This is a genomic window from Shigella sp. FC1967, from assembly GCF_001743005.1.
In the GTDB taxonomy this organism is placed as follows: Bacteria; Pseudomonadota; Gammaproteobacteria; order Enterobacterales; family Enterobacteriaceae; genus Proteus.
This window is the reverse complement of sequence record NZ_MIIZ01000943.1, coordinates 1-17,552: the sequence shown is the minus strand read 5'-3', so window position 1 is coordinate 17,552 and position 17,552 is coordinate 1. Positions and strand designations below refer to the sequence as shown.

Annotated in this window: 15 protein-coding genes; 11 read left to right on the top strand and 4 right to left on the bottom strand. The window is 39.2% G+C overall.

Annotated elements, in window-relative coordinates; genetic code table 11:
* Nucleotides 1–10: 10 nt before the first annotated feature.
* From BHE89_RS16395 to BHE89_RS16370, 6 genes are read left to right on the top strand one after another with little or no spacing between them, the layout of a single operon-like run.
* Nucleotides 11–616, top strand: coding sequence for a hypothetical protein (locus tag BHE89_RS16395; RefSeq protein ID WP_004243342.1), 606 nt, complete (start codon nt 11–13; stop codon nt 614–616).
* Nucleotides 616–3,078, top strand: coding sequence for a phage tail protein (locus BHE89_RS16390; protein WP_069368915.1), 2,463 nt, complete (start codon nt 616–618; stop codon nt 3,076–3,078). The genes BHE89_RS16395 and BHE89_RS16390 overlap by 1 nt, the downstream gene beginning before the upstream one ends.
* A gap of 1 nt (nt 3,079) precedes the next feature.
* On the top strand, nt 3,080–3,550 hold the full coding sequence (locus BHE89_RS16385; protein WP_238601656.1) for a hypothetical protein: 471 nt from the start codon (nt 3,080–3,082) through the stop codon (nt 3,548–3,550).
* Complete coding sequence (locus BHE89_RS16380; protein WP_069368917.1) at nt 3,550–4,098, top strand: hypothetical protein; 549 nt, start codon at nt 3,550–3,552, stop codon at nt 4,096–4,098. The genes BHE89_RS16385 and BHE89_RS16380 overlap by 1 nt, the downstream gene beginning before the upstream one ends.
* Nucleotides 4,099–4,100: 2 nt before the next feature.
* Nucleotides 4,101–7,184, top strand: a complete 3,084-nt coding sequence (locus BHE89_RS16375; protein WP_069368918.1) for a hypothetical protein — start codon at nt 4,101–4,103, stop codon at nt 7,182–7,184.
* Entirely contained in the window at nt 7,184–10,561 is a 3,378-nt protein-coding gene (locus tag BHE89_RS16370; protein ID WP_069368919.1) for a hypothetical protein, read from the top strand. The genes BHE89_RS16375 and BHE89_RS16370 overlap by 1 nt, the downstream gene beginning before the upstream one ends.
* Before the next feature lie 119 nt (nt 10,562–10,680).
* Here the strand turns inward: BHE89_RS16370 and BHE89_RS16365 are convergent, their stop codons facing one another.
* From BHE89_RS16365 to BHE89_RS16350, 3 genes are all read right to left on the bottom strand, one after another.
* Nucleotides 10,681–10,986, bottom strand: coding sequence for a hypothetical protein (locus BHE89_RS16365; RefSeq protein WP_128860634.1), 306 nt, complete (start codon nt 10,984–10,986; stop codon nt 10,681–10,683).
* Between the two features lie 102 nt (nt 10,987–11,088).
* The gene (locus tag BHE89_RS16360; protein ID WP_069368921.1) at nt 11,089–11,793 is read right to left on the bottom strand and encodes a Rha family transcriptional regulator; all 705 of its coding nucleotides are present in this window, start codon (nt 11,791–11,793) and stop codon (nt 11,089–11,091) included.
* Nucleotides 11,794–12,151: 358 nt separating this feature from the next.
* A complete protein-coding gene (locus BHE89_RS16350; RefSeq protein ID WP_069368922.1) occupies nt 12,152–12,403 on the bottom strand; it encodes a hypothetical protein in 252 nt (83 codons plus the stop codon).
* A 173-nt stretch (nt 12,404–12,576) separates the two neighbouring features.
* On the opposite strand from BHE89_RS16350, the gene BHE89_RS16345 reads away from it, so the two are divergent.
* From BHE89_RS16345 to BHE89_RS16325, 5 genes are all read left to right on the top strand, one after another.
* Complete coding sequence (locus BHE89_RS16345; protein WP_069368923.1) at nt 12,577–15,192, top strand: tail fiber/spike domain-containing protein; 2,616 nt, start codon at nt 12,577–12,579, stop codon at nt 15,190–15,192.
* Between the two features lie 161 nt (nt 15,193–15,353).
* Nucleotides 15,354–15,725 carry a putative holin gene (locus BHE89_RS16340; protein ID WP_020945795.1) on the top strand — a complete coding sequence of 124 codons (372 nt, stop codon included), beginning with the start codon at nt 15,354–15,356 and terminating at the stop codon, nt 15,723–15,725.
* Nucleotides 15,722–15,994, top strand: a complete 273-nt coding sequence (locus BHE89_RS16335) for a phage holin family protein (protein ID WP_004243326.1) — start codon at nt 15,722–15,724, stop codon at nt 15,992–15,994. Before BHE89_RS16340 ends, BHE89_RS16335 begins: the two co-directional genes overlap by 4 nt.
* 2 nt (nt 15,995–15,996) lie before the next feature.
* Entirely contained in the window at nt 15,997–16,341 is a 345-nt protein-coding gene (locus BHE89_RS16330; RefSeq protein ID WP_020945794.1) for a M15 family metallopeptidase, read from the top strand.
* Entirely contained in the window at nt 16,341–16,835 is a 495-nt protein-coding gene (locus BHE89_RS16325; protein WP_069368924.1) for a hypothetical protein, read from the top strand. The genes BHE89_RS16330 and BHE89_RS16325 overlap by 1 nt, the downstream gene beginning before the upstream one ends.
* Before the next feature lie 340 nt (nt 16,836–17,175).
* Here the strand turns inward: BHE89_RS16325 and BHE89_RS26160 are convergent, their stop codons facing one another.
* Entirely contained in the window at nt 17,176–17,328 is a 153-nt protein-coding gene (locus BHE89_RS26160) for a helix-turn-helix domain-containing protein (RefSeq protein ID WP_286146229.1), read from the bottom strand.
* Between the last annotated feature and the right edge of the window lie 224 nt (nt 17,329–17,552).

The following is a 17,552-nucleotide window of genomic DNA, read 5'->3' as shown; positions in this document are numbered from 1 at the left end:
GATAAATGATATGGCCTCAGAAATTGAAATTTGCAATATTGCATTAAGTCGCATTGGCAATAGTCGTTCGATTAATAGTATGACTGAAGCCAGCAAAGAAGCCGTTCAATGCAACCTTCATTATGCGCAATGTCGTGATAGTGTGCTGGCCGATTTTCCTTGGAACTTTGCGACTAAAAAGGTGGCATTAGCCAATACAAATAATCCCCCGCCTAATTGGGCGTATGCCTATCGCTATCCTAATGATTGCCTAAAAGCCATTGGCATTGTCGAACCTCATCAAAAGTACCGTAGACCAGATACAGCAATCCATTTTCATGTTGGTTCAGATGAAAACGGTACTGGTCGATTAATTTTTACTGATCATCCTAGTGCATGGCTTGAGTATGTTGCACGTATTACTGACGTCAATATGTTTGATGCGTTATTTAAAGATGCGCTTGCATGGCGTTTAGCTGCTGAATTGGCTCGTCCATTGGCATCAAATGCGGGTATTGGTGGTGAAGCACTACAAATTTACCAAGGTGTTATTAAAAGCGCAGCAGCACATTCATTAAGTGAGTCAGCAGAGCCAACTGATTATATGGATGAATTCACACAAGCGAGGTTGTCATAATGCCATTTAGTCTTATTCAACCTAGTTTTTCAGGCGGTGAAATTGCACCAAGCCTATATGGTCGTGTTGATCTTGCGAAGTATTCAACTGCACTGCGCAAGTGCCATAACTTTATTGTTCGTCAATATGGTGGTGTTGAGAATAGACCAGGCACACGATTTATTGCTGAAACAAAGTATCAAAATAAGAAGTCTCGCCTTATTCCTTTCCAATTCAGCACCGTACAAACCTACGCGTTAGAGTTTGGTGATCGTTATATTCGCGTATTTAAAGATGGTGGGCAGGTTCTCTATGCTGATGGTGAACATAAAGGCGAAGTGTTTGAATTATCTACACCTTATAAAGAAGCTGATTTGTTTGATTTGAAGTATACGCAATCAGCCGATGTTATGACGATTGTTCATACTGATTATCCACCAATGGAGTTACAGCGTTACGATCATGATGATTGGAAGTTAGTCTCCGTTGAAACCAAGAACGGCCCCTTTGAAGATATCAATACCGATAAGGCAATGAAAGTTTATGCCAGTGCAAGCACGGGGCAAATTACGTTAACGTCTACGCATGATATTTTTGGTACCGAGCAAATAGGTAAGCAGTTCTATTTAGAGCAACGTGATATTGATGCGGTTCCTGTATGGGAAACAGATAAAACAACCAACCTCAATGATCAACGCCGTGCTGACAGTAACTACTATCGTGCCAATAGTGGCGGTAAAACAGGAACACTAAGACCGTCTCATACTGAAGGAATGAGCTGGGATGGTTGGGGTGGTGATACAGGGATCCAGTGGGAATATTTGCATAGTGGTTTTGGTATCGTAAAAATTGAAACTGTTAGTGAAGATGGCAAAACAGCCACAGGAAAGGTGATCTCTTATATTCCATCCAATGCCGTTGGTGAAGATAATGCAAGCCATAAATGGGCGCGTGCAGTGTGGAATGATATCGATGGTTATCCAAGCACCGTTGTTTATTACCAACAACGTTTATTCTTTGCCGGCTCTCGTGCCTACCCACAAACGATATGGGCCAGTCGTAGCGGTGACTATAAAGACTTTGGGCGCAACAATCCTATTCAAGATGATGATCGCATTGTCTACACGTATGCAGGTCGTCAAGTTAATGAAATTCGCCATTTGATTGATGTCGGTTCGCTGGTGGCATTGACCTCTGGCGGTGAATATCAAATCACGGGTGATCAGAACAAAGTACTTACACCTTCCAGTTTTTCAATGTCATCACAAGGTGCTAACGGCTCAAGTGATTTACCGCCAATCTCTGTTGCGAACATTGCGCTTTACGTACAAGAGAAAGGTAGTGCTGTGCGTGATTTATCGTACTCCTTTGATGTGGATGGGTACCAAGGCACTGACTTAACTATGTTGGCAAATCACCTATTTCAACGTCATCGTATTGTTGATTGGTCATTTACTACGGTTCCATATTCTATAGCATGGTGCATACGTGACGATGGGTTAATGCTGGCTTTAACCTATTTAAGAGAACAGCAAGTTTTTGCATGGGCGCCACAATCGACAGAAGGGAAATTTGAGTCAACGTGTTCGATCAGTGAAGGCAATGAAGATTCAGCCTATTTTATTGTTCAGCGCACAGTAAACGGTAAACAGGTTCGGTATGTAGAGCGCTTGGCTAGCCGTTTATTTACTCGCACAGAAGATGCTTTCTTTGTGGATTCTGGCTTAAGTTATGACGGTAGAAACACCGATGATGTAAAAACAGTAACCATCACTGCTGGAGCGGGTGAGTGGAACTATCAAGAAAACTATCCATTAGTGGTTTCAGGCGATCCAGTCTTTAGCGCTTCTGATATCGGTAGTGCCGTCAATATTCCTTATTTTGAAGATAATGAACATAAAGAGCTTCGCTGTAAGATTGTTCAATATATATCTGCAAATCAAGTGGTTATTTCTGCTAATCGCAATATCCCACCAGCATTACAAAATACACCCACTACTGAATGGAGCATAGCCCGCTATCGCTTTGCTGGCTTAAATCATCTTGAAGGTAAGACAGTTAATATTCTTTCTGATGCTAATGTTTCACCGCAGGCCATTGTCACCAATGGTGCAGTGGAAATTGATACGCCATCAGCCGTAGTGCATATCGGATTACCTATTACCAGTGAATTAGAAACACTTGATATCCATATTAATGGGCAAGAAACATTACTTGATAAGAAGAAACTTATTAAGGTTGCCAGCTTAATTGTAAATAGTAGTCGGGGTATTTGGGCTGGTACTGAAAAAGAACGGTTATATGAGTATCCTCAACGTCAATTCGAGTTTTACGACAATCCTGTTGATGATGCCACAGGCATTGTTGAAATTAATTTAGATGCAGATTGGAGCAAAAACGGACGTGTCTTTATTAGACAGGTTGATCCGTTACCGTTAGCGGTGCTCTCTGTTATTCCGCGTATTGATGCTGGTGGTTTCTGATATGAAAAAACATCATGTACAAATTATTCCTGCTACTCATGAACATATTGTTCGTTTATTACCACATGTAAGACAAGCTGATGTTGATGAGTTCTATGCTATGTCAATGCAAACACCTGAGCAGGTATTACGACATGGCTTATCTATTTCTACTAAAGCCTATGCCGGCATTATTAATGATGAAGTCGTGACTATTTTTGGTGTTGCTTCTGGCTCATTACTTACTGGTTTAGGTATCCCTTGGCTAGTGGGGACTGATTTATTAGAGCAACACCAGAAAACCTTTCTACGGCGTTGTAAACCCATCTTAAAACAGATGTTAGGGCAATACCCAACACTGATGAATTATGTCGATGAACGTAATCATATTGCTAAGGCGTGGCTCCATTGGTTGGGGTTTCAGATTGAAGAAGCAAAGCCAGTAGGTTTACTTCAGTTACCTTTCCATCGTTTTACATTGAGGGCTAAATAATGTGTGAACCAACAACATTAGCGGCAGCAGTAATTGGTACTTCTGCGTTGCAAGCATACGGACAATATACCGATGGTAAATTTCAAGCATCAGTGGCTAATCAAAACGCAAAAATTAATGAAGATGCTGCACTTGATGCAATTAATAAAGGCAATGCTCAGGCACAAGAACAGCGTAGACGCACTCGCCAATTAGCGGGTACACAGGCGGCAACAATGTCAGCCAGTGGCATTGATTTAAGCACTGCTGGGGCTTTAGATATTTTAGGTGATACTGCTGCAATGGGTGAGCTTGATGCGTTAACTATGGTTAATAACGCTTCTCGTGAAGCGTATGGCTATCGTATGCAAGCTGAGAATGATCGCCTTAATGCAAAAATGGCAAGACGCTCAGGCAATATGGGTGCAATGACAACGTTATTAACAGCCCCTATTCAAGCTTATGGCGCGTATCAGTTGGCTGGTGGTACATGGAGTCCATTCGGTGGTGGTGGCTCAGGTGCTGCGAAAGCAGGTAAGACATTTTCTAAAGCACCAAAAGGATTTTAATCATGCCAAAGGTACCTACATACGATAATAGAACGGTTATGCCTGAGCAGTTACCAAATAATGGGTTTTCTGTTCAATCATCACCTGATGCTTTTGGCGCTGGCTTTGGTCGTGTTGGTGAGCAATATGTCGGTTTATTTGCAGAAGCAAAACAAAGAGCCAATGTTGCACTGGCGCAAGATGCCGCATTACAGCTACGACAGAAAGCCAACGAACTGATGACCGATCCACAAAATGGATTACTTTCACAGCAAGGTAAGAATGCGATTGGTAAAGCATCTGAGTACGAACAGTCATTTCGTGATTATGCCGGAGAGATATCATCGGCATTACCTGACGATATTGTGCGACAAAGCTTTATGCAACAAGCGCAAGAAATGGGTGTTCAGTTTGCATCACAAGCGAATCGTCATGAGATGGGGCAAATCAAAGCTTATGAACAGGATCAGTTTCAATCAACGCTAACATTAAATGCAGAGTCTGCCGCATCAATGTACGGCGATAATCAAGCTTATATCTCTGCACATAAACAAGTGTTTCAGCAAATAGAAGAGTTTGGATTATCACACGGTTGGGGTGAAGAGCAGATCCTCGCCAAGAAACAAGAATTCAAAGTAGCGACTGCACGTAAAGCGATTGAAAACCAACTCGGTGCTGATTATATGGGGTTCTTGGAGCGAAATGGAGAACCTTCAAGCCTTGGTGGTGCTACCAGAAATAATGCGTTCTATGGTGGTACTGTTGGTAAAGTTAAAGGAATGACCCAACAGGGAAATATTAATTTACTCAATAGGCCAACAGTTAAAAACGAAGACGGCTCAATTAGTACAGTAAGAACGATTTCTATTGGTACCGATGATGGCGAAGTGCTAATACCTACCGTAAGTGACGATGGTAAGCTGTTATCTGATGATGAAGCTATTGCGTTATACGAGCAAACAGGTAAGCACTTAGGGATTTTTGATAACCCTGAAGATGCTACTGCTTACGCTGATAATCTGCATAAACAGCAAGAGAATATGTATACACCTAGTAACGGTGATACAAGAGGTGTTAGAAACAACAACCCAGGTAATATTCGTATATCTAGTAATAAATGGGTAGGGCAAACCGGTGATGATGGTGCATTTGCTAAGTTTGCCACACCTGAGCACGGTATTAGAGCATTAGGTAAAAATCTACTTTCTTATGCTCGACAAGGTTTTGTTACACCAGAGCAGATCATTAATCGCTGGGCACCACCAGAAGATAATAATGATACTCAGGCATACATTGAGTATGTATCTGATTACCTTGGTGTTGCACCTAATCAACCATTAGATTTAACGAATTTAGATACCTTAACGCATTTATCGACAGCGATAATGTATAAGGAAAATGGGCGTAACCGTGTTAATTACACTGATGAGCAGATAGCAACAGGCATACAGTCAGCACTTGGTTTTGTTGAATTACAAGCGACATCAGAAGCACCAAAACTATTAACCGGATCTGCCGCTTTCGATGCCTTAGATGAAGCTGACCAAGCAAAATATTTACGACAAGCAGAACAGCTACGTAAGCAAAAACAAGGTGAGTTACAGCAACAACTTGGTACTCGTGTAGCGGACTCTTACGCAGCATGGGAAAGAGGGCTTGAAGCGCCTAATGCGCCTACTCATGATGAATTAATCTCTGCGTTTGGCTATGACAAAGGTTCAGCCATGTCTGCCGATATGCAAGAAGCTAAACGTTATGCTGGTTTTATGTCAGCAGCTAAAGAGATGTCTCCACAAGCACAGCAAGATTTGTTATCACAAATTAGACCTCAAACGGGTGAAGCAAACTACGAAAGCAAAATTCAACGTTGGGAGAAATTTGGTAAGTTCGTTGAAGGGAACATCAAGGAACAAGATAAACAGTTTGCAGCTAACCGATTACAGCTTTCCATTCAAAATAACTTTCCGCTTGATCCTAACGATAAGAATAATCAGCAGGCAGCAGATGATTACTTTGAAAAACATATTCAGCAGAGCTTTAATTTACGTGATGCTAATAGCTTAAATGCCGTTGCTGAACTTACAGCAAGAACAGGGATTATCCCATCACAAGTTAAGTCTGTATTGAATATGGGGGCAACATCTAAAGATCCTGAAGTTGTTCTTCCTATCGCGAAAATGTATGGGCAGATATTTGATAACAATCCGGCATCAGCTACGGATATTCCATCAAGCACAATGGCGTATTACTCAAAAGTATATAGTTTAAGTCGAGCTGGTATGCCTGATGAGAAAGCGGTAGAAACTGCATTTAAGACGACATTTGAACAAGATGAGCGCACTAAGCAAATGATCGCTTCTCAAATCAGGGATAAAGGATATATCAAGGATAGAGATAAAGCGGCGCAATCTAATATCAATGATTTTTACCCTTGGTATAAACCATTTTCTTCACCAAACGTCAGTAAGCCTGGCACTCAAAATGGTGCTTACTTACGTGACTATCAAACGTTGTATGACGCTAACTTTGCTGAAACAGGCGGTGATGCAGAACTAGCCAAGAAAATGACTAACGCTCAAATTAAAAGAACATGGGCAGTATCAAATATTAATGGCAGTGAAGAAGTTATGCGTTATGCACCAGAAGCTGTATACGGTATTAATGAATCAGGTGCTGGTAACTGGATCGCTGGACAATGGGAAGAAGAGAAAAAGCAATTAATGTCTAAGTCATTTGGTGGCGCTTCTTCTGGCACTGAAATCGTTATTGTCTCTGATGCAGTGACACCAAGAGATTACAGTTACGGCATAATGATAAAACAAACTGGTAGCGATGATATCCCTATTTATCGGCCATATACGGGAGATAACGGTTTACCTATTCGCTTTAAGCCAGAACAGTCATCATCACCGATGTATAAAGAGGTAATGGAGAAACGCCAGCAAAGCGTTAAAGAAGCACAGGATAAAAGGGAACGAGAAGAAGCATTGGATAAATCGCGCTCAGAATTTGATGAACGTCGTCAAAGTATCCGTGAGCAATATAAAGAAGCTCACAATGAGCGAGTAAATAAATTCAATAATTATTTTTCTTGGGATAAAAACTGATGCCTATTTACGAACAACAACCTGATGATATTTTATCTGCGGATATTAATGCTGTTCAGCAAACTGAACCTACTTACGGTGATAATGTTTCACCGTCTTGGTATGACCCTATTAATCCGCTTGATGATAGAAGGCAAACTAAAGAATTACGTGATGCGGCGTTTCGTATCGATAACTCAGTGGGTAGCTTGATTGCTACTGCACCTTTTAATCAATTTGAAGATGTAGAAGGCTATAACCCATTTGAAGATGAATTAACGCTTTCAGGCTATGAAGACTATGCCGATGCCTTTATTCATTCAAACTCTCCTCAAGAAACCGCTGCAATAAAACAACGCATTGATCGTGAGAAGAATGATAGACAGCAATTAATGGATTCAGGCGGTGCCGGTATTGTGAGTAGCATAGCTATGGGGGTTATTGATCCAATTAATGTTGCTGCAATGATGATACCAGGTGGTGCAATAGTAAAAGGCGGTAGTGTTGGTGCAACCGCGGGTAAGTTTGCATTGGCAAATACCGCTGGTGGCGTAGCTTCTGAAATGGCATTGCATAGTACCCAAGAAACACGAACATTAACTGAAAGTGCGATTAACGTTACGCTGGATGCCATGATCGGTGGAACCTTAGGTTCAGCTGCGCAATTAGTTAGAAATCGAGGTGAGTTAATTAATAAAGTTAGAAATGACATTATTGAACCTCAACCAAGTAATAATCCACCAGCCAATCAATCTGGTGATCGAAGCATTGGTGCTGCGGAAGTTGCTAATACCACACTTGAACAAGAGACACTAAAAGGACCCTCTTTTGTTAATAGAACAATGATGGTTAGCCCTGTTGGCCGTGTTGCTCAATCACCATCTAAAACAGCGCGCCAAATTAACCAACAACTCACAGAAAACAACTTTACCTTTGCTAAAAATGAAGAAGGTATTGCGACATTTACCGCTGTTGAAACAAAAGTGAGAGGTTATGAAACACTTGTTTATAAGCAAGTAGAATCGACGAAAGACCACTTTAAACAGTATCGTCAATCTGGTGGCCGTGATATGAGCTATTACCAATTTAGTGAGGCTGTTGGTGATGCTATGCGCAATGGTGATACTCATGCAATACCACAAGTGGCAGAGGCAGCACGTTCTATTAGACCTATTGTCGAAGCAACCAAAGATAGAATGGTTGAATTAGGGATCTTACGTGAAGGTGTAAAGGTGACAACAGCACAAAGCTACTTCCCTCGTATTTATAAATTCGACAAAATTTTAAATGATCGTACTGAATTTAAGAAAATCATTGCTGACTGGTTAGAAGAGATTAATCAAACCTCAATAAATAAAGCTAAAGGTAGCCTTGATCGTGCTGAAATTGGTATTGATAAAGCACGTAACGCTTCACCACAAGCCGAACGTTTAGGGCTTGAGATTAAAGAGGCTGAGAGTTGGTCAGGTAAAAAATCTTTGTTGATGGATGATATTAATAAATATCAAAAAATCATTAATGAAAAGAATGCGGTAGAAGTTGAGTTAAATTCACTATCTAACCTTGCTAAGCTAAATAAAACGCAAACAAGAAGACAGGCAACATTACAACGAAAGTTACAACGTATTAATGATGCTGAGAATAAATTACCTGCGTTACAACGTAGTGTTGATATTCTTGATAACCCTCGCAAGTTTAGAAATGAACATCGTCGTTTAACACGAACTGCGAATTCATTAACTCGCCATGACAGAATTAGGCAATCAGCATTAAATCGCATGACACCTTTAGAGCGTGAAGAGTTAAATGCCGCAGCAGATGATATCGTTAATAAAATTATCGGGGCACCGTCAGGCATTGTACCCAGTGAACTGATCCCTGATGGGTTAGTTAAACGTGCTGGTTTTACAAAAGATAGAACGCTAAACATTCCTGATGAACGAATTAAAGACTATCTCGAATCAGATGTTAACTATGTGATGGAAAACTATATTCGCCAAGTCGCACCTGAAATTGAACTCACGGCTAAATTTGGTCGTGTTGATATGGATAATCAAATTAAAGCGATTACAGAGGAATACAACCAGCTTATTGCTGATGCAGCCACACCTAAAGAACGTAGTCGATTAGAAGCACGAAGAAAGGCTGATTTACGTGATATTCGTGCTATGCGTGACCGCCTGTTAGGAACTTATGGCGCGCCTAAAGATCCCTCTAGTTTCTTTGTTCGTGCTGGCCGTGTGGCTCGTCACGTTAACTTTTTACGTTTATTGGGGGGTATGACAATATCATCGTTACCTGATATGGCTCGTCCGATTATGCAACACGGTTTACGTAGTGCGTTAAAACCATTGGGTAAGATGCTAACTGATATCAGTGCTATGCGCATTGCTAAGGCCGATTTGCGTGAAATGGGTATTGGCCTTGAATATGCATTATCCAGTCGTTCTAAAGTGATTGCTGACCTTAGCGATCCCTATAGCAGACGTAGCTATTTAGAGCGTGGTTTACAGTGGTCATCACAGAAATTTGGTAACTTCACATTAATGAACCAATATACAGACACGATGAAAATGTGGTCTGGGCTTATTACTCAATCTAAGGTACTGAAAGCAGCAAACACTTTAGATGCTGGTGGTTCGTTAAGTAAACGAGAAATAAAGAAACTGGCTCATATAGGTATTGATGAATCAATGCTAAAGCGTATAGCAGATCAGTTTAAACGACACGGGGAAGACTTAGACGGCATGTTAACAGGGCATAGCCATTTGTGGGATGATCGTGTTGTGCGTGAAACTTTCCAAGCTGCGGTATTAAAAGATGTCAGAACCACGGTTATCACACCGGGCATTGGTGATACACCTTTATTTATGAGTAGCGAAATAGGAAAGATTGTGATGCAGTTTAAAACTTTCTTCTTTGCTACTCACAATAGAGCGTTGGTTTCAGGCATACAATCAGGTGATGCATCATTTTACTATGGAGCATTGCTTCAGGTAGCACTTGGATCCCTAGTCTATGTCCTCAAGGCTAAAATGGCAGGACGAGATATTAATACCGAACCGGCTAACTTAGTGAAAGAAGGGTTAGACTGGTCAGGTATGATGGGCTGGTTGGGTGAGCCGAATAACATGATTGAAAACCTTAGCGGTGGTACTTATGGTATGAGTGCCATGTTTGGTGGTCCACCAGCATCACGTTATCAAAGTCGCAATAGTATATGGTCTTTAGCTGGCCCTACTTTTGATATGGGTGGAGATATTAAAAATATCATATCTGGCGTATTTAATGGTGAGTTTGATGATAGAGAAGTGCGATCTGTACGCAAACTATTACCTTTCCAAAACTTGTTTTATTTGTCACCATTATTAAATCAGGTTGAAGAACAGATGAAGTAATAGTTATAACGCACATAGTAGGGCTGAATAACTAATTGGCTTGTTCTGTTCTACTATTTTTTTTTGCAAGATGAAAACCGTCTTCATCCATAGAAATCATAGTGATGATAGCGTTGAAATCATTTTCGTATATGTGTTTTTTTTATGTGACGGTTTTTATATCTATCGTTTATATAGGCAACAAAATTATCAATCATATGCATTGTATTATCAGTAATTAATTTATCTAAAGGTAGTTCTGTTATTTGTTTAGCAATGTGTATTACTAATAGATTAGATAATACCTCAGAACTACTATAGTCACTTTTCAATCCCATAAATGCCAATACTTGACCACCATTTGTAACTACAAATCCAAGGTCATTAGCCATTTGCTGGACTTCTTCAAAGGTATTTTTTTCTTTTTTTCTAAATAATCCAAACATACGGTCTCACATTTCTTTAAGAGATAATATCATTAACCAAGAAGATTAATTCTTAAAGTAAAACTGTTCAACCGAAAGCCCCTCGAAAGGGGCTTAGTGTGATTATAATCGACTAATCAAACTTTCTACATATTGATGGTGTGTGCGTATTTCTTGCATTGCACCATTCATTTCTAACAGCAATTCACGAACCCAACGTAATGTTCTTTCAGCTTCATCAACGTTGTGCCCATCTTTTTTTAGGTAGGTGAGAAGATTGTGTAAAACATCTTTCTTTGGATTACGCATAAAATCATCCAGTAATTCGATGCGATTTTTACGAGTGCGAGGAAAACTATATTCTTTAGCAACTTGCCCAGCAGGGATAAATTCACCTTCATGGATGGTGCGTTGCAGTTGATCGACAAGTGCTATGAGGTCTTTTTTATCTGTTGAATTACCAATTGATAAATAACGTTCTTCTGCAAGTTCGGCTTCCATTCTGTCGAATTCGGAAATATAAGCCTCTTTAAATTGAGCTGCTTTCTTTCCAGTAAAACCCATAACTAAAAATACAAATCCATTTTTAGTCATTTGAAAGAATGGTGTTTTCCTCATGGCTCCATTGCCTATTTTTAGGTTAATGGACATCTCCGCAAAATTGCGGTTATGAAATTCTGGTGAGCAATCAAGGTTTCGTATTTTCTTTAGAACATCATCGTGGCGTTTGATAAAGAATGCAGCCACAGATTGAGAAGAGGTAACAGCTTGACCTCTATTATTAACAACGATTTCAGGATTTAAATTGATAGGAAACTGATTAGTCATAATGATTACTCCGTTTAGTTTGGGTAATCACCACTAGCAACGCCAATTACTGGTGGTGAACTGTATGGGGTTGGCGTACCAGCCTAAACGGATACTGGCGCATCTTTCGATGCCCCCACACAGCCCACCATTGAATAGGTGTAGCTGTATTTCGCATACAAAAAAACCGCTTGCGCGGTGTATGCGCCGTTTAGATAGATTCAGGACGCCAATCCCGACATCAGATTTTGCTGATGTAATATCACTATGGCGCATAAATAAGGGGTTGTAAATTACCAAAATGGTTATGTTATTGCAATTTGTTTATTTACTTATTAACCATTTGGAGTAAATAGCACCGTCTAAGCGGTGCTTTACCTTACTTCTTAAGCTCAAACAAAATACATTCCACCAACGGTATTATATTTTTATTGCCTCTCATCTTTTGAACTATAAAGTTTCTCATTGCTATCAGTTCTACAAGCGGAGCTGATACATCATGACCATCGTCTCCCATTTTTGTTAAAAGTGCTTCAAGGTTTGATTTTGTAATTAACTTTTCAATCCCTTCATCTGTATTCACTACATCTGGATAGTTAGCTGGTGCAGGGTATTCATACTTCTTTTCCATGGCTAAAGTCCTCACTAATGAAAACGGTCACGCAAACTATAATAACGTAAATGTATTAAAATGTTTATCTAAATGGTTAATCTAATTTTCTGTATAATAACCATTATTGCAAATATGGATATATTTTATAGTTAAACGTATCATATCCTCATTAACACCAGAGGAGATGTGCAATGACGGTATCTACTGAATTAAGCCATGAAGAGTATGTAGGTAATGGCGTAACAACGGATTTTGATTTTCGATTCCGTATCTTTGAAAGCAGGCATTTGATTGTTGTTGTTGCTGACAACGATGGTAATGAAACTACATTAAAGAATGGTACTGATTACACTATTGTTGGTGCAGGTTCTTATCATGGCGGTAAGGTGGTTTTAAATAAGCCATTAGCCAGAGGATGGACGATATTATTAGAACGCGATCTGCCTGTTGTACAAGAAACTGATTTACGTAATCAGGGTAAATTCTTTGCTGAAGTGCATGAAGATGCTTTTGATTATTTAACAATGTTAATTCAAAAGGCACTGGGCACTTTCTCTTTAAGCTTACGTAAGCCTACCTATTTGTCGAACTACTATGACGCCAAAGGCAATCGTATTACAAATTTAGCACCGCCTAAGTTCGGTAGTGATAGCGCCAATAAAGACTATGTTGATAATAGTATTAAATATATTGATAGCAAGACATTAAGAGTAAAGGATAAGGCTATACCAGCATTACCATCTGCTGAACAACGTAGAAATAAACAACTTGGATTTGACAATGAGGGATATCCTCAATTACTTGATCCTGCTGAAACTGGTTCACTTGGTTATGTCCTTGTTGATTCTTTTGAAAAAGGTGCAGAAATAACAACTCGCTATCAGGCTCTTCATTTTGAAAATAATGGAGAATATTATCGCTGGGATGGAGATTTGCCAAAAAGTGTTCCTGTTAATTCAAGTCCTGTTAATTCAGGAGGTATTGGGGTAGGTAAGTGGATTAGTGTTGGTGATGCAAGTCTACGAGGTGACCTCGGTGAAATTGTAAAGAAATTCAATAACGTTAACGTCATGAAATCAAAGAATGACTTATCACCAGGGATGTTAGTGGCAACGTTAGGATTTCACTCAAAAAGCAGCGGTGGAGGAGCAACGTATCTTATTGTTTCTCCAAGCGACTACAATGAAACACCTGATGGTTATAGCGATCATTTATTAAATAACGGTAATATTGCTGTATTGCAACTAGATGCCTGCGCTCCAATTTCAAAATTTGGGGCATTATTTGTCAATGATGTAGATTGTGCGCCGTGCTTGCAATCCGCTATAAACAAAACTGCAGGATTAGGAAAGAGCGTTGTTATTGATGGTAATTGCAGACTTGGTAAATCGGTAAATATAAAGTCTGGTACAACTATAAATGCCGATAGTGCGAAAATAAAAGTTGCATCAGGTATAGGTAATTTATTCAATGCAAAAACTAATGGAGCCGGCATAGAATCAGTTAGCATTATTGGTGGTGAATGGACTGAAGATAGTCAGTATGATTCAGGTACAGTTACATTCTGCAACATGCAGGGAGAGTATGGGAGCGGGGAAGGATTTCATGTTTATGTTAACAGGTTTAACTTACAACGTGTAAAATTGTATAATTTTAATTGGTTTTTACAGTCAGACTGGGGAAGATCGTGGAATATAGATAACTGTTTCTTTTATGGTAGAAATGGATTACGTTTGCAGCATAAAAATGTTGAATGTAACATCACGAATAGCATTATTTTTGGAACTAATCCGACATCTTCAGAAACCCGAGGAATATCAATAGGCGAAAGATTATCGTATGCTAATGAAGGTAGGTATCCTGAAGGTATAAAAATTCATAACTGTACAATAGATAATTTTGGTCGAGCGTTGTCAATTCATGAAGTTTTAGACTTGTCAGTAACAGATAACTGGCTAGGCGCTTCAATTGATAGAACAAAATATTGTTTAGTATTTGAAAGAGATTCTGGCAACTTTATGTCTGGGTTGCATTTTAATCACAACACCTACTTTGGTGGAAAAATTGAGTTTACTTCACATTCATCCCCTCCAACTCAAGCATTTATTCAAATGTCTGATGAAATTTATCTTACAAGCCAAACATTGGTAATAGGTCGCTCATGGCACGATATTGTAATGTCAGATTGGGTATTTCAGAACACAAGCCCCAATGCAATTGTTGGAATTACAGGTTCTGGTGATAATCAGCGGTGTCATTTTAAAAATCTAACATTTAAAGGGGCACATTCTGGATTGATACAATTAAATTCCACCACTAGTTATGGTTGCGAAATATCAAATACATGGTGCGATACTTACGTAGAAGATCCATTTTATACACCTACTCCTACATATATATCCAACTCCATGGGAGGAAAGGCGATAGAAGGAGGCAAGTATAACGGTGGGCAGGTAATATCATTTAAAAAGGCTCAATCCGCAATACAAGGTAATATTATTGTATCTTTTGATGATATAGGATTCCGTATAGGTGCTTTGGTTGAGGTGTCTATTTCAGGTGTATTTAAAAGCTCATTAGATAATGGTGCACTGTTTATAACTGACGAAAGTAAATCTTTAGTGTCTTTTGCAAAAGGAACGGGTTGGGATTCTGCATATATTGGATTAACTAACTATAATCAACGAATTGATGCTAAGGTGGTTTTTAAATGTGTTAAGCCTGACTTAACGAGCGTAAAAGTAACATCGTTTACAGGTGATACGGTGGCGTCATTTCATCCAGTAGTTACTTTAAGATATATTTAGAATATAAATGACAACTCACTAACAGGAACATGATAATAAATGAGACTCACTTTAAATATAGGTATGTTCTCCATGTGATTTATTTTTCCTTTTATGGTTTTTTGTTTATCTAATTGGTTATGTAGTATCATGATTACTCATTAATCACTGGTACTACACTCATGCAAGAAGATGTCTACACAAAAGCTGGGATCGGCACTACTGCTTTTCTTGGCTACTTCGCAGGGCTTCCAGCAGAAGTTGTTATGGGTTCACTGTTGGGAGCCATCTTCTTTACCACTGCTGCTACTGAATATAGCTTTAAACGTAGATCGGTATTAGCCTTTCTAAGCTTCGTTTGTGGTCTTATATTCTTTAGTCCTGCAGCAACTATCTTTATTTCTGTTACTGGTCTTTTCGGTGTGAAACCTGAGCAATACGAAATCGAACATATCGATGCCGTAGGTGCTTTTGTTTCCGCTTTGCTTGTGGTTAAGTTAAGCGTAAAAGCATATGGAAGGGCTGATATACCGAAACAAGGAGGGCAACAATGAAATGCGAAACATTGCTCACTATTGTTAATGCCATCATCTGTACCGTCATATTTCTACGTGTGTTCTATTTTAAACGTGACGGCAGACAACACTGTAAAAAAGGTGGATGGTTAGCTTTCCTCATTCTTGCTTACTCTTCAAGCGTACCTATTCGCGCTTACTTTGATCCTAATTATCACGCTGATATCTACAACATCTTTGCCAATATCCTGATCTGCACAACGTTGCTGGTCAGTAAAGGCAATGTCATTAAGTTTATAAAGGGGTGAATATGTCATTAGTCGATAAACAAAATACGTTTACAGGTATGGTTGCAAAGTTGATCACCTTTGCTCAGCAGAAGGGATATAAACTGACGTTTGGTGAGGCTTATCGTACCGAAGAACAAGCTAAATTAAATGCAAAGAAAGGATCGGGTATTAGCAACAGTTTGCATACTCAACGTTTAGCAGTTGATTTCAACCTATTTGATGCTAACGGAAAATACCTTACAGCCACCAGCGACTATAAAGAACTGGGGGAGTATTGGGAATCATTGGGCGGAAGTTGGGGCGGGCGTTTTAAAACTCGTCCTGACGGTAATCATTTTTCATTAGAGCACAATGGGGTTCGTTAATGAATAAAACCGTCATAGCGTTAATTGCTTTGGCTGTTTCCTTTACCGCTGGCTTTGTTGCTGGCGGTATTTATTTTGATAACCAAGCAATGAATAAACAGATTGTAGGTAATCAATTAGATGAAAAGGATGTGGCCACAAATATTGTTCTGCGTAAACAAGCAGACAATGAACAGCAGAATAGGTTGGAGATATATCATGACGCACAACAGCATGATACGATACGCACAGAAGCTTTGCTTGATCGTGTTCTTAATCACTTTGACAGGGTGCAGCTCTCAACCGGTACCTCGAAAACAGAAGTTGCAAGTACCGATAACGCCAATACCTGCCGAGTTGAGAAAGCCAAAGCCAGTGAACTTTCTCGACAACTACGAGAAACACTTGAACGATATGGGCGTGAAGCTCAGCGTGCAGATGAAAATACCAGAACACTCAACCTTTGCATTTCAGAGCTGGAAGCAAAGGAAAAACTCCTCAATTCTTACCGATGAAAAAGTAGACAGATTTTATAATGACGGTATCGGTGACGGTGTTAGTGATATCTAATTTAAATATATATCATATTTATCAATTAGTTGGGTTGCTAGAATATAATTGAGTGGGAATAAAATACCGTTTATCAGCAATAGTTGATAAAGGTTAAAAAACCAAGAGCCATCAGTATGTTACTGGTGGCTTTTTTTATATATTACTTTTTTCTGGCGAGATTATTTTTATAAATAATAAATTCAATAAAAGTTTTGAATTGATATTTTTTCACTTAAAGGTAATTTTGAATAAGCTTTTCTATCATAATTAATAGTGCTTTTATCATTCTTAGGGATTAACAATTCATAAGCTTGACGTCCCATAGCTTTTTGCTATTGCATCAATGCTCTCTACAGTTGCACTAGATTCAGAATTAATAATTCTATTCACCGTAGATTGGCCAAGATCTGAATCAGTTGCCAGCTTTACTCTGGATTTAATACCATCATGTAACATAAATGTTGTGATGTTATCTGAAAGGATATTGCCGATTTCTGTTGGAATATATTCTTTTGTTTTCTGATACTGTATGATCTTCTTTCAGATGGTCTATGTCCATCCAATATTTTGCTAATTTTAGTTTATATTATTCAATTTTTTCGTGACATGGGATCGGTTAAGGTTCACGATGACTTTTTAAAGTTCTTTTTGATGACTGGTAAACGAGATATCATACTTTG

Excerpts from the sequence above, each read along its gene's own strand:
- BHE89_RS16395 (WP_004243342.1), top strand. The coding sequence starts at position 11 with ATGGCCTCAGAAATTGAAATTTGCAATATTGCATTAAGTCGCATTGGC.
- BHE89_RS16390 (WP_069368915.1), top strand. The coding sequence starts at position 616 with ATGCCATTTAGTCTTATTCAACCTAGTTTTTCAGGCGGTGAAATTGCA.
- BHE89_RS16385 (WP_238601656.1), top strand. The coding sequence starts at position 3,080 with ATGAAAAAACATCATGTACAAATTATTCCTGCTACTCATGAACATATT.
- BHE89_RS16380 (WP_069368917.1), top strand. The coding sequence starts at position 3,550 with ATGTGTGAACCAACAACATTAGCGGCAGCAGTAATTGGTACTTCTGCG.
- BHE89_RS16375 (WP_069368918.1), top strand. The coding sequence starts at position 4,101 with ATGCCAAAGGTACCTACATACGATAATAGAACGGTTATGCCTGAGCAG.
- BHE89_RS16370 (WP_069368919.1), top strand. The coding sequence starts at position 7,184 with ATGCCTATTTACGAACAACAACCTGATGATATTTTATCTGCGGATATT.
- BHE89_RS16365 (WP_128860634.1), bottom strand. The coding sequence starts at position 10,986 with ATGTTTGGATTATTTAGAAAAAAAGAAAAAAATACCTTTGAAGAAGTC.
- BHE89_RS16360 (WP_069368921.1), bottom strand. The coding sequence starts at position 11,793 with ATGACTAATCAGTTTCCTATCAATTTAAATCCTGAAATCGTTGTTAAT.
- BHE89_RS16350 (WP_069368922.1), bottom strand. The coding sequence starts at position 12,403 with ATGGAAAAGAAGTATGAATACCCTGCACCAGCTAACTATCCAGATGTA.
- BHE89_RS16345 (WP_069368923.1), top strand. The coding sequence starts at position 12,577 with ATGACGGTATCTACTGAATTAAGCCATGAAGAGTATGTAGGTAATGGC.
- BHE89_RS16340 (WP_020945795.1), top strand. The coding sequence starts at position 15,354 with ATGCAAGAAGATGTCTACACAAAAGCTGGGATCGGCACTACTGCTTTT.
- BHE89_RS16335 (WP_004243326.1), top strand. The coding sequence starts at position 15,722 with ATGAAATGCGAAACATTGCTCACTATTGTTAATGCCATCATCTGTACC.
- BHE89_RS16330 (WP_020945794.1), top strand. The coding sequence starts at position 15,997 with ATGTCATTAGTCGATAAACAAAATACGTTTACAGGTATGGTTGCAAAG.
- BHE89_RS16325 (WP_069368924.1), top strand. The coding sequence starts at position 16,341 with ATGAATAAAACCGTCATAGCGTTAATTGCTTTGGCTGTTTCCTTTACC.
- BHE89_RS26160 (WP_286146229.1), bottom strand. The coding sequence starts at position 17,328 with ATGTTACATGATGGTATTAAATCCAGAGTAAAGCTGGCAACTGATTCA.